At 52.6% G+C, this 12,197-nt stretch carries 10 protein-coding genes; 7 read left to right on the forward strand and 3 right to left on the reverse strand.

All coding sequences use genetic code 11. The features are described from left to right. Positions 1 to 25 precede the first annotated feature (25 nt). The 6 genes from clpX to fadM all read left to right on the forward strand — a co-directional run bounded on the left by clpX (position 26) and on the right by fadM (position 7,506). Positions 26 to 1,297: an ATP-dependent protease ATP-binding subunit ClpX gene (gene clpX, locus NA986_RS11370; protein WP_000130314.1), complete on the forward strand. Its 1,272-nt coding sequence runs from the start codon at positions 26 to 28 to the stop codon at positions 1,295 to 1,297. Positions 1,298 to 1,482: 185 nt separating this feature from the next. After that, complete coding sequence (lon, locus tag NA986_RS11375) at positions 1,483 to 3,837, forward strand: endopeptidase La (RefSeq protein WP_001067723.1); 2,355 nt, start codon at positions 1,483 to 1,485, stop codon at positions 3,835 to 3,837. A gap of 190 nt (positions 3,838 to 4,027) precedes the next feature. After that, positions 4,028 to 4,318, forward strand: coding sequence for a nucleoid-associated protein HU-beta (gene hupB / locus NA986_RS11380; protein WP_254888479.1), 291 nt, complete (start codon positions 4,028 to 4,030; stop codon positions 4,316 to 4,318). Between the two features lie 290 nt (positions 4,319 to 4,608). Continuing rightward, positions 4,609 to 6,480, forward strand: a complete 1,872-nt coding sequence (gene ppiD / locus NA986_RS11385; protein WP_000969434.1) for a peptidylprolyl isomerase — start codon at positions 4,609 to 4,611, stop codon at positions 6,478 to 6,480. Positions 6,481 to 6,629: 149 nt separating this feature from the next. Beyond that, positions 6,630 to 7,004, forward strand: a complete 375-nt coding sequence (locus NA986_RS11390) for a helix-hairpin-helix domain-containing protein (protein WP_070793891.1) — start codon at positions 6,630 to 6,632, stop codon at positions 7,002 to 7,004. Between the two features lie 103 nt (positions 7,005 to 7,107). Then, on the forward strand, positions 7,108 to 7,506 hold the full coding sequence (gene fadM, locus NA986_RS11395) for a long-chain acyl-CoA thioesterase FadM (protein ID WP_001194543.1): 399 nt from the start codon (positions 7,108 to 7,110) through the stop codon (positions 7,504 to 7,506). Positions 7,507 to 7,611: 105 nt separating this feature from the next. On the opposite strand, the gene queC is transcribed toward fadM, so the two are convergent. After that, on the reverse strand, positions 7,612 to 8,307 hold the full coding sequence (gene queC / locus NA986_RS11400; RefSeq protein ID WP_000817201.1) for a 7-cyano-7-deazaguanine synthase QueC: 696 nt from the start codon (positions 8,305 to 8,307) through the stop codon (positions 7,612 to 7,614). A 64-nt stretch (positions 8,308 to 8,371) separates the two neighbouring features. Beyond that, positions 8,372 to 10,072 carry an SgrR family transcriptional regulator gene (locus NA986_RS11405; protein ID WP_001238177.1) on the reverse strand — a complete coding sequence of 567 codons (1,701 nt, stop codon included), beginning with the start codon at positions 10,070 to 10,072 and terminating at the stop codon, positions 8,372 to 8,374. A gap of 99 nt (positions 10,073 to 10,171) precedes the next feature. On the opposite strand from NA986_RS11405, the gene cof reads away from it, so the two are divergent. Next, positions 10,172 to 10,990, forward strand: a complete 819-nt coding sequence (gene cof / locus NA986_RS11410; protein ID WP_000113030.1) for an HMP-PP phosphatase — start codon at positions 10,172 to 10,174, stop codon at positions 10,988 to 10,990. A gap of 48 nt (positions 10,991 to 11,038) precedes the next feature. On the opposite strand, the gene cdsH is transcribed toward cof, so the two are convergent. Continuing rightward, a complete protein-coding gene (gene cdsH / locus NA986_RS11415) occupies positions 11,039 to 12,094 on the reverse strand; it encodes a cysteine desulfhydrase (RefSeq protein ID WP_077957187.1) in 1,056 nt (351 codons plus the stop codon). Positions 12,095 to 12,197 lie beyond the last annotated feature (103 nt).

Below are 12,197 nucleotides of genomic sequence, written 5' to 3' on the forward strand. Positions count from 1 at the left end.
AAGAACAAAGAAGAGGTTTTGACTCATGACAGATAAACGCAAAGATGGCTCGGGCAAATTGTTGTACTGCTCTTTTTGCGGCAAAAGCCAGCATGAAGTGCGCAAGCTGATTGCCGGTCCATCCGTGTATATCTGCGACGAATGCGTCGATTTATGTAACGACATTATTCGCGAAGAAATTAAAGAAGTTGCTCCGCACCGTGAACGTAGTGCGCTGCCGACGCCGCATGAAATTCGTACTCACCTGGACGATTACGTTATCGGCCAGGAGCAGGCGAAAAAAGTGCTGGCGGTGGCGGTCTATAACCACTACAAGCGTCTGCGTAACGGCGATACCAGCAATGGCGTCGAGTTAGGCAAAAGCAACATTCTGCTGATTGGACCGACCGGTTCCGGTAAAACGCTGCTGGCGGAAACGCTGGCGCGCTTGCTGGATGTGCCGTTCACTATGGCGGATGCGACCACGCTGACCGAAGCGGGTTACGTGGGGGAAGACGTCGAGAATATCATTCAGAAACTGTTGCAGAAATGCGACTACGACGTGCAAAAAGCGCAGCGTGGGATTGTCTACATTGATGAAATCGATAAGATTTCGCGTAAATCAGACAATCCGTCCATTACCCGCGATGTTTCCGGCGAAGGCGTACAGCAGGCGTTGCTGAAACTGATCGAAGGCACTGTCGCCGCGGTTCCACCTCAGGGCGGTCGCAAACATCCGCAGCAGGAGTTCTTACAGGTAGATACCTCTAAGATTCTGTTTATCTGCGGCGGCGCGTTTGCCGGTCTGGATAAAGTGATCGCTAACCGTGTTGAAACCGGCTCCGGCATTGGTTTTGGCGCGACGGTGAAAGCGAAGTCCGACAAAGCCAGTGAAGGCGAGCTGTTGTCGCAGGTTGAACCGGAAGATTTGATCAAATTTGGTCTGATTCCTGAGTTTATCGGTCGTCTGCCAGTGGTGGCGACGCTGAACGAACTCAGCGAAGAAGCGCTGATTCAAATCCTGAAAGAGCCGAAAAATGCGCTGACCAAGCAGTATCAGGCGCTGTTTAACCTGGAAGGCGTCGATCTGGAATTCCGTGACGAAGCGCTGGACGCTATCGCCAGGAAAGCAATGGCGCGTAAAACTGGTGCCCGTGGTCTGCGTTCTATCGTCGAAGCGGCGCTGCTGGATACCATGTACGATTTGCCATCTATGGAAGACGTCGAAAAAGTGGTGATCGACGAGTCCGTAATTGCCGGTCAGAGTAAGCCGTTGCTGATTTACGGCAAACCGGAAGCGCAGGCTTCTGGCGAATAATTAAACATTCATACAATCAGTTAGCCAAAAAAGGGGGGATTTTATCTCCCCTTTCGTTTTTCCTGTAAACACGCCGTTGAATGTGTGGGAAACATCCCCATATACTGACGTACATGTTATAGGTGGTATGGAGCACAGCTATACTATCTGATTACCTGGCGGACACTAAACTAAGAGAGAGCTCTATGAATCCTGAGCGTTCTGAACGCATTGAAATCCCCGTATTGCCCTTGCGCGATGTGGTGGTTTATCCGCACATGGTCATACCCTTATTTGTAGGGCGGGAAAAATCTATCCGTTGTCTGGAAGCGGCTATGGACCATGATAAAAAAATCATGCTGGTCGCCCAGAAGGAAGCATCAACGGATGAGCCGGGTGTAAACGATCTTTTCACCGTCGGGACCGTGGCCTCTATTTTGCAGATGCTGAAACTGCCTGACGGCACCGTAAAAGTGCTGGTCGAGGGGTTACAGCGCGCGCGTATTTCCGCGCTGTCTGACAACGGCGAACATTTCTCCGCGAAGGCGGAGTACCTTGATTCGCCAGCCATTGATGAGCGTGAACAAGAAGTGCTGGTGCGTACCGCCATCAGCCAGTTCGAAGGCTACATCAAGCTGAACAAAAAAATTCCGCCGGAAGTGCTGACGTCACTCAATAGCATTGACGACCCTGCACGTCTGGCTGACACCATCGCCGCGCATATGCCGCTGAAACTGGCGGATAAACAGTCCGTACTGGAGATGTCCGACGTTAACGAACGTCTGGAATATCTGATGGCGATGATGGAATCTGAAATCGATCTGCTGCAGGTTGAGAAACGCATTCGCAACCGCGTGAAAAAGCAGATGGAGAAATCCCAGCGCGAGTACTATCTGAACGAGCAAATGAAAGCGATTCAGAAAGAACTTGGCGAGATGGACGACGCGCCGGACGAAAACGAAGCGCTGAAGCGTAAGATCGACGCGGCGAAAATGCCGAAAGAGGCGAAAGAGAAAGCGGAAGCGGAACTGCAGAAGCTGAAAATGATGTCTCCGATGTCGGCGGAAGCGACCGTGGTGCGCGGCTACATCGACTGGATGGTGCAGGTGCCGTGGAATGCGCGTAGCAAGGTCAAAAAAGACCTGCGTCAGGCGCAGGAAATCCTCGATACTGACCATTATGGTCTGGAGCGCGTGAAAGACCGCATCCTTGAGTATCTCGCGGTTCAAAGCCGTGTAAATAAAATCAAGGGGCCGATCCTGTGTCTGGTGGGGCCGCCGGGGGTAGGTAAAACCTCGTTGGGCCAGTCCATCGCTAAAGCAACAGGGCGTAAATACATCCGTATGGCGCTGGGCGGCGTGCGTGATGAAGCGGAAATCCGCGGTCATCGCCGGACTTACATTGGCTCTATGCCGGGTAAACTGATCCAAAAAATGGCCAAAGTGGGGGTTAAAAACCCACTGTTCCTGCTCGATGAGATCGACAAAATGTCTTCGGACATGCGCGGCGATCCGGCTTCCGCCCTGCTGGAAGTGCTGGATCCGGAGCAGAACGTGGCGTTCAGCGATCATTACCTGGAAGTGGATTACGATCTCAGCGATGTGATGTTTGTCGCCACTTCCAACTCCATGAACATTCCGGCGCCGCTGCTGGATCGTATGGAGGTGATCCGTCTGTCCGGTTATACCGAAGATGAGAAGCTGAATATTGCTAAACGTCACCTGCTGCCGAAGCAGATCGAGCGTAACGCGCTGAAGAAAGGAGAACTGACGGTCGACGATAGCGCGATTATCGGTATTATCCGCTATTACACGCGTGAAGCGGGCGTGCGTAGTCTGGAGCGTGAAATCTCCAAACTGTGCCGCAAAGCGGTTAAACAACTGTTGCTCGATAAGTCGTTAAAACATATCGAAATTAACGGTGATAATCTGCACGACTACCTCGGTGTCCAGCGCTTTGATTATGGCCGCGCGGATAGCGAAAACCGCGTAGGTCAGGTGACAGGGCTGGCGTGGACGGAAGTGGGCGGCGATCTGTTGACCATCGAAACCGCCTGCGTCCCGGGCAAAGGCAAGTTGACCTACACCGGCTCGCTCGGTGAAGTGATGCAGGAATCTATTCAGGCGGCGCTGACCGTGGTGCGCGCGCGCGCGGAAAAACTGGGTATTAATCCGGACTTTTACGAAAAACGCGATATCCACGTTCACGTGCCGGAAGGCGCAACGCCGAAAGACGGTCCAAGCGCCGGTATCGCGATGTGTACCGCGCTGGTTTCCTGCCTGACCGGTAATCCGGTGCGCGCAGATGTGGCAATGACCGGTGAGATCACGCTGCGTGGTCAGGTGTTGCCGATCGGCGGCCTGAAAGAGAAACTGTTGGCGGCGCATCGCGGCGGGATTAAAACGGTCTTAATTCCATTCGAAAATAAACGTGACCTGGAGGAGATTCCGGACAACGTGATTGCCGATCTGGATATTCACCCGGTTAAGCGCATTGAGGAAGTTCTGACGCTTGCTCTGCAAAACGAACCGTCTGGAATGCAGGTTGTAACCGCAAAATAGTGACCTCGCGCAAATAGCGCTAATAAAAACAGGGCTGGCAGGCTATTTCGGACTTGCCAGCCTTTTTTTGTATAGCTAATTTAGATGGTTGATTGGGTCTGCCACCATTAACGGGTGTTGTAAGGGCGTGGCAGGCCTGATATAACTGCTGCGCGGTCGTACTTCGAAGGATTCAGGTGCGATATAAATTATAAAGAGGAAGAGAAGAGTGAATAAATCTCAACTGATCGAAAAAATTGCTGCAGGGGCTGATATCTCTAAGGCTGCGGCTGGACGTGCGTTAGATGCGATTATTGCTTCTGTTACCGAATCTCTGAAAGAAGGGGATGACGTTGCACTGGTAGGCTTTGGTACTTTTGCTGTTAAAGAGCGTGCTGCCCGTACTGGTCGCAACCCGCAAACAGGTAAAGAGATCACCATCGCCGCTGCCAAAGTGCCGAGTTTCCGTGCAGGTAAAGCGCTGAAAGACGCGGTAAACTAAGCGTGATCCCCTCGGGGGATGTGACAAAGTACAAGGGCGCATCAACTGATGTGCCTTTTTTATTGGCGATTCGGGACTTTCTGTGCGTTGCGGGCTGACAATTGCCCTCGTTTCTTGTCACAATAGGCTTTTGTGCGCCGCGTTCAGAAAATGCGATGCGCGTGAAGTCTCTATACGCAAATCATTCAGGTTGCGTCGACGCGGCTACTGAGCGAATCACTCAGTAGCCAGCGGAGAAGCCGCCTGAAAGATAAAGTGTAAAGTCACCTACAGCGGAGTGTGGTTACACCATGATGGACAGCTTACGCACGGCTGCAAACAGTCTCGTGCTCAAGATTATTTTCGTTATCATTATCGTGTCGTTCATTTTGACCGGCGTTAGTGGTTACCTGATTGGCGGAAGCAATAACTACGCCGCAAAAGTGAATGGCCAGGAAATCAGCCGGGCACAGTTTGAGAATGCGTTTAATAACGAACGTAACCGTATGCAGCAGCAGTTGGGCGACAGGTATTCTGAACTGGCGGCCAACGAAGGTTATATGAAAAGCCTGCGCCAGCAGGTGCTGAATCGTCTGATAGATGAAGCGCTGTTGGATCAATATTCCCGCGAACTGAAACTGGGCATCAGCGATGAGCAGGTAAAGCAGGCGATTTTCGCCACTCCCGCTTTTCAGGTGGACGGTAAGTTTGACAACAACCGCTATAACGCGATTGTGAATCAGATGGGAATGACGGCCGATCAGTACGCTCAGGCGCTGCGTAACCAGCTTACCACTCAGCAACTGATCAACGGCGTGGCCGGTACTGATTTTATGCTGAAAGGGGAAACCGACGAACTGGCGGCATTAGTCTCTCAACAGCGCGTGGTGCGTGAAGCCGTTATTGATGTCAACGCGCTGGCGGCGAAGCAGCAGGTGACCGATCAGGAAGTGTCCAGCTACTACGATCAGAATAAAGTCCGCTTTATGACGCCGGAACAGTTCCGCGTAAGCTATATCAAGCTGGATGCCGCGACGATGCAGGCGCCGGTCAGCGATGCGGATATTCAGGCCTATTATGACCAGCATGTAGATCAGTTTACTCAGCCGGAGCGTATTCGTTACAGCATTATTCAGACCAAAACGGAAGATGATGCGAAAGCGGTACTGGATGCGCTGAACAAGGGCGAAGATTTCGCCACGCTGGCGAAAGAGAAATCTACCGATATCATCTCTGCGCGTAATGGCGGCGATATGGGCTGGCTGGAAGAGTCTGCCACGGTGCCGGAACTGAAAAACGCCGGATTAAAAGAAAAAGGACAGATATCTGGCGTGATTAAGTCGTCTGTCGGTTTTCTGGTGGCGCGTCTGGATGATATTCAGCCTGCCAAAGTGAAACCGTTAAGCGAGGTTCGCGACGACATTGCCGCGAAAGTGAAACAAGAAAAAGCGCTGGATGCTTACTATGCGTTGCAGCAGAAGGTGAGCGATGCGGCAAGCAACGACAATGAGTCGTTAGCAGGCGCTGAACAGGTCGCTGGCGTAAAAGCGGTTGAAACCGGCTGGTTTAGCCGTGACACCTTACCTGAAGAGCTGAACTTCAAACCGGTAGCCGATGCTATCTTTAATGGCGGTCTGGTAGGCGAAAACGGTACGCCGGGACCGAATTCAGACATTATCACCGTAGATGGCGACCGGGCTTTTGTTGTGCGCGTGAGCGAACATAAACCTGAAGCCGTGAAGCCGTTGGCAGAAGTGAAAGAACAGGTCACTGCCCTGGTGAAGCATAACAAAGCGGAACAACAGGCGAAGCTGGATGCGGAAAAACTGCTGGTCGAGCTGAAAGCGGGCAAAGGCGCGGAAGCGATGAAAGCGGCGGGTCTGAGTTTTGGCGAGCCTAAAACGTTAAGTCGTACCAGTCAGGATCCGGTGAGTCAGGCGGCCTTTGCGTTAAGCCTTCCGACGAAAGATAAGCCAGTTTATGGCGTGGCGAACGATATGCAGGGTAACGTCGTTCTGCTGGCGTTTGACGAGGTGAAAGCGGGCGCCATGCCGGAAGCGCAGAAAAAAGCGATGGTGCAGGGCATCACGCAGAACAATGCGCAAATTGTCTTTGAGGCGCTGATGAGCAATCTGCGTAAAGAGGCGAAAATCAAAATCGGCGACGCTCTGGAACAGCAGTAATCGTCGAGGCGCTTCGCAAAAAATTGCAAAACGTTGTATCCCACAAAGGCCGCTTTCGCGGCCTTTTCCATTTCTGAGAATTGCCGTTTGTTCGTTTTTCTCCGCCCCGCTATCGTGGCTGCACTGTTAACAAACAAGGAGAAAACAGTATGAAACACGGAATTAAAGCACTGCTTATTACACTTTCTTTAACCTGCGCGGGCATGGCCCATAGCACGCTGGCGGCGACGCCTGTCGCAAAAAATGCAGCGGTGGAAACAAAAGCGGATACGCCTTCTTCATCCTCCGCCAAAGCGGCATTACCTGCTAAAGCCAGCGATGATGAAGGTACCAGGGTGAGCATTAATACCGCGTCTGCGGAGGATCTGGCGCGGGTGATGAACGGCGTTGGGCTGAAAAAAGCGCAGGCTATTGTGAGCTATCGGGAGGAGTATGGTCCTTTTAAAACGGTGGATGATTTAAAGCAGGTGCCGGGAATGGGAAGCGCGCTGGTGGAGCGTAATCTGGCAGTTTTAACATTGTAATCACTTGCACAGTGGCCAAAATTTGCCAGACTGTAGAGGTCATACCAGTTATGACCTCTGTACTTGTCGTTTACTTATAACAACAACGTAAGGTTATTGCGCTATGCAAACACAAATCAAAGTTCGTGGATATCATCTTGATGTTTATCAACATGTTAATAATGCCCGCTATCTGGAGTTTCTGGAAGAGGCCCGTTGGGATGGGCTGGAAAACAGCGACAGCTTTCAGTGGATGACGGCCCGCAATATTGCCTTTGTGGTGGTAAACATCAATATAAATTACCGTCGTCCGGCGGTATTGAGCGATCTACTGACCGTGACCAGCCAGGTACAACAGCTTAACGGTAAAAGCGGCGTATTAAGCCAGACGATTACGCTGGAGCCAGAAGGGCAGGTGGTGGCCGATGCGCTCATCACGTTTGTTTGTATTGATTTAAAAACGCAAAAAGCGCTGCCGCTGGAAGGCGAATTGCGTGAAAAGCTGGAACAGATGGTGCAATAACGCTTCGCAGTCTGATGGCGTTGAACTTGTCCGGCCTGGCGATATTGACCATGGTGAATATCGCCAGGCCGGATAAGGTGCATGCGCCGCCATCCGGCAAAACAATCACCTTAACCCGGTTTTTTGCTTCATTGCCGCCATCACCGCCGCTTTATTCGACAGATAATGATTCAGGCCGTTAGCGCGCAGATTACAGGCTGCGCAATGACCACAGCCATCGCCTTTAATGCCGTTATAGCAGGTCAGCGTCTCTTCGCGAACCAAATCCAGTTGGCCCCAATAATCGGCCAGCGCCCAGGTTTCAGCTTTATCAATCCACATTAAGGGCGTTTCGAAACGGATATCTTTCGCCATGCCCAGATTCACCGCGTGATTCAGCGCTTTGACGAACTCATCGCGACAGTCTGGATAGCCGGAAAAATCGGTCTCGCAAACGCCGGTGATCACCGCTTCGGCTTTGACCTGATAAGCGTAAATCGCCGCCAGCGTCAGAAAGAGAATATTGCGTCCCGGTACGAAAGTATTGGGGATACCGTCAGCGTTCGGTTCATAGTCCGGCACCGGAATGCTATCCCGCGTCAGGCTGCTGACCGCCAGTTCGTTCAGCAAAGTGACATCCAGCACTTTATGCGCGCGTGCGCCAAGTTTTAACGCCAGTGCGCGCGCGACATCAATCTCTGCGCGGTGGCGCTGACCATAATCAAACGTGACACAATGCACTTCATCATACTGATGCCGCGCTTGCGCCAGACAAGTGGTGGAGTCCTGACCTCCACTAAATACAACAACGGCGCGTTTCATAGTTATCCTGATCAATGACGAAAGCCAATATGGTAACGCGTACGGATAATCCCGACCAGCTTCTTCACGGCGAAGGCGGAGGAAGCCAGGCTTCGCTAAATTCAAACCAGCCGCGAGGGGTGAGTCGAACGCCGTTAACGCCCGGTGGGGCGCTGATGCGATAGTGATAATTAAATAGTGGCGTAAGTGTGGCGTCATCCATCAGGTTGGCAAAAACTTGTTGTAGCGCGGCGCGGCGATCTTTTTCATTGGGCTGAATTTGCAGAGCGTCAAGCGTAGCCTGCAGATGGGAAAACGCAGGCGCGTCAAGGACATGCGACCAGATCTGATCGCAACGTAGCCACTGCTCCAGCGTATATTCCGGCGCTTCGCCGATCAGCCTGTCGCCCATCATCAGATCCGCTTGCGCCAACGCAGGGCAGTTATCCCAGTTTTTGGCATTATGAAAAATCAACGTTAACTCACAGCCGAGCGTCGCCAGGTAATGTCGAAGCTGTTCCGCCATCGTATGCAGCTCTACGGGAAGGTGATACGCCAGGGTAAGTTTTTTCGGCAATGGCGTTTCATCAACGTCCTGCCATTGCGGGATTGTCCAGCCGGGTAGCAGCCCCTGACTTGGCATAATCAAGTTCTCATCTACCGGTAAGGTTTTCAGCAGCGAAGTATGATGGATAATATGTATCAGACGCCGCGCCTGCTGTACGTTGAGCCGTGAGCCCTTTTTGAGGGTTAAATAACAAAAGCCAAGACTGATACCACTACTTACCTGACTCAGCGTCGCCAGCTCTTCCGGTTTGCCGATGGCAATCTGCACCGGATGGCGGCAACTGGTGCCCAGATCCTGGGCAAACAGTTGCGGGGTGATCCAGAATTCAATCGCTTTCAGCAGCGGATGGCTGAGGTGATAATGGTCATGACTTTCCAGACGCACCAGTTCCGGCGTGAACAACGCCAGGCGAAAAGGACCGGTGCCGATAAGCGGCAGGTCAGGATGCGCCAGACCGCTACAATAGCTCGCCAGACGATGCGCCAGCCAGTAATCAGGTCGGTGAAGGAGAAAGGTCAGGCACTGAGGATGCGTTACTTCGATCCGTGCGACGCTAATAAACAATTTGCTTAGCGCGGGTAGGGTAAGCAGCCTTTCCAGGCGTTCGTGTAGCTGCGCGGTATCCACCGCATCGCCATTATGCCAGTGCAGCGTGGAGCGAATATAAAAATCCCAGCGTAAACCGTCGGCGGAAACCTTCCAGTGATGCGCCAAATCCCCGCAAGGATATTGACTGTCGCGGTCGAAGCGCGTTAACCCGGAAAAAACTTGCCCTGCGAGATGCTGTTCCGCGCGGCCTGGCAGGAAACCCGGCTGCAGCGGATCAAGCGGACGATAGTAGGGAATACGCAATGTCGGCGTATCGTTTTGCCATTGGCCGCCCATAAAAGGCTGGAGCATCGCCCGTAACTCGCCCGGCGCCAGCTGCGCCAGTTCCAGTACGTTGAGCTGCTGCCCTTTTTCCAGCGCCTGTTCCATCATGGCGGTGCGGAGCGATTCCGGCGTGACCAGAAACTGGAGCCGTCCACGTTTCCCGCGCCCGGACTGCGCCTCCCATCTTAGCCAACCCGCCTGCTGGGCCTGACGCAGCAGCGTTCGCAGATGGCGCTCGCTACAAAAACAGCGTTCGGCCAGTTCGCTAACGGTGACATGTTGCGTTTCCCCGGCGGAAGGCTGCCAGAGGCGTTGATATTGATTAAGCCGATTCAGTAGCCTCATAAAACCCGGAACACTTCCTTTTATCTGTTCACTATTACTTCCGTATATCTCAGGTAATACTGAACAACAAGTTAACCGCGTCACAGTGTGGAGAAAGAGATGGCCCGTCTGGCAGCATTTGATATGGATGGCACGTTATTAATGCCCGATCACCATTTGGGTAGAGAAACGATCGCCACGCTGGCGCGTCTGCGCGAACGCGATATCACCCTGACATTCGCTACGGGTCGTCATGTGCTGGAGATGCGGCATATTCTGGGGACGCTTTCACTGGATGCTTATCTTATTACCGGTAACGGGACGCGAATTCACTCGCTGGAAGGCGACGTGCTGCATCGTCAGGATCTCGATCCTCAGGTTGCCGATACGGTGATGCACCATGCCTGGGATACCCGAGCCAGTATGCATGTGTTTAATGACAACGGCTGGTTTACAGGCCAGGAGATCCCCGCGCTACTCCAGGCGCACGTCTACAGCGGCTTTCGTTATCAGGTTATCGATATAAAAAGCATTCCGGCCCATCAGGTGACGAAGATCTGTTTTTGCGGCGATCATGACGATCTGATCCGTTTGCGCATTCAGCTCAATGAGGCGCTGGAAGAACGCGCTCATCTCTGTTTCTCTGCCGTCGACTGCCTGGAAGTGCTACCGCTGGGGTGCAATAAAGGATCGGCGCTGGCGGTATTGAGCAACCATTTAGGGCTTTCACTGGCAGATTGCATGGCGTTTGGCGACGCGATGAACGATCGGGAAATGCTGGGCAGCGTCGGGCGGGGGCTCATTATGGGCAATGCCATGCCGCAGCTTATCGCCGCGCTGCCACACCTTTCGGTTATCGGACATTGTGGTAATCAAGCGGTATCACACTTTTTGACGCATTGGCTGGACAATCCGCATCTACCTTATTCCCCCGAATGAGAGATCTCTTCCAGCAAGCCAGACATTCAGTCTGGCTTTTTTTTGTTTCTAGTCGCCGGTAAGTAATTTTTCGATGGCCGCTGACCACGGCGTCAAATCGCCGATATGGTCGCTAACCCAGGACGGATGGTAATAGGTATCCAGATAGCGATCGCCGCTATCGCACAATAACGTCACGATAGCGCCGGTTTCTCCAGCCTCGCGCATCCGGGCCGCAAGCTGCAGCGCTCCCCACATATTCGTGCCGGTAGAGGCGCCGACTTTACGGCCTAGCTGCGTTTCCAGCCAGTGTGCGGTGGCAACGCTGGCGGCGTCCGGCACGCGCAGCATCTCATCCACGACATCCGGAATAAAAGAAGGCTCTACTCGCGGACGACCAATTCCTTCAATTTTACTGCCCACCGGGCTGCGTAATGAAGCGTCGCGATCCTGCCAGTAAGGTAAAAAGACGGAATTTTCCGGATCCACCACCATGAGCTGAGTATCATAGCCCTGGCAGCGAATATAGCGCCCAATCGTCGCAGAGGTTCCGCCCGTTCCGGCGCTCATGACGATAAATCGCGGTACTGGATGGGGTTCGTTGCGCATCTGGCGGAAAATACTGTCGGCAATATTATTGTTGCCCCGCCAGTCGGTAGCTCGTTCTGCGTAGGTAAACTGGTCCATATAGTGACCGTTCAGTTCATGCGCCAGCCGCTCGGAGGCGGCATAAATTTCGCAGGCGCTCTCCACAAAATGACAGTGGCCGCCGTAAAATTGAATCTGTTCGATTTTACGTTTTGCGGTACAGGCGGGCATGACGGCGATGAACGGTAGTCCCAGTAAACGCGCGAACCAGGCTTCGGAAATCGCCGTTGAGCCTGATGACGCTTCAATAATCGGAGTGCCTTCTTTAATCCAGCCATTGCACAGCCCATAAAGGAACAGCGAGCGCGCCAGGCGATGCTTGAGGCTACCGGTGGGATGCGTGCTTTCATCTTTCAGGTAAAGCTGGATACCTGGAAATGCCGACAGGGACAAACGAATAAGATGCGTATCCGCTGAGCGCTGGTGGTCAGCGTTAATTTCATTAATGGCATTTTTAACCCAATTGCTACTCATCATTAATATCCATTTATCATTTTGTGCCAAGAGTAGCGAAAAGTACGGAAAAAATTGTTGCTATTTGACCTTTAAATTACAATGTAAGGAGAAAAATATTCTCTAT

The sequence above is a fragment of the Salmonella sp. NW177 genome, from assembly GCF_051811585.1.
Taxonomy (GTDB): domain Bacteria; phylum Pseudomonadota; class Gammaproteobacteria; order Enterobacterales; family Enterobacteriaceae; genus Salmonella; species Salmonella enterica.